This window comes from Burkholderia sp. RS01, from assembly GCF_039748055.1.
Classification (GTDB): Bacteria; Actinomycetota; Actinomycetes; order Actinomycetales; family Micrococcaceae; genus Arthrobacter.
The window spans coordinates 1-689 of record NZ_JBDLAK010000058.1; the positions used below are offsets into that span (position 1 = coordinate 1).

Consider the following 689-nt stretch of genomic DNA (forward strand, 5'->3'; position numbering starts at 1 on the left):
ATCATGCCCAAGGCCATCAACTCCGTGGTCTTCCGCATCGCCGTGTTCTACGTCGGCTCCGTCATCCTCCTGGCCCTGCTGCTGCCCTACACCACCTACCAGAAGGGCGTCAGCCCCTTCGTGACCTTCTTCGGCTCCATCGGCATCCAGGGCGTGGACGTCATCATGAACCTCGTCGTCCTCACCGCCGCCCTGTCCTCCCTCAACGCCGGCCTCTACTCCACCGGCCGGATCCTGCGCTCCATGTCCGTCGCCGGCTCCGCCCCGAAGTTCGCCCAGCGCATGAACAAAGCCGGCGTCCCCTACGGCGGCATCGCCATCACCGCCGGCGTCTCCCTCCTCGGCGTCCCGCTGAACTACCTCGTCCCCACCCAGGCCTTCGAAATCGTCCTCAACGTCGCCTCCGTCGGCATCATCGTCACCTGGGCCACCATCGTCCTGTGCCAGATGCAGCTCAAACGCTGGGCCGACAAAGGCTGGCTCAAACGCCCCACCTTCCGGATGATCGGCGCCCCCTACACCGGCTACCTCTCCCTGCTCTTCCTCGTCGGCGTCCTCGTCATGGTCTTCATCGACTCCCCGCTCACCCTGCTCGTCACCCTCGTCGCCTGCGCCCTCATGGTCGCCGGCTGGTACGCCTGCCGCAAACGCATCCACGAAATCGCCGAAACCCGCGACGGCTACACCGG

Annotated in this window: 1 pseudogene; it reads left to right on the forward strand. The window is 65.9% G+C overall.

Annotated features, from left to right (window positions below):
• Positions 1–689: pseudogene (locus ABFP37_RS22500) on the forward strand (amino acid permease); the annotation flags it as partial.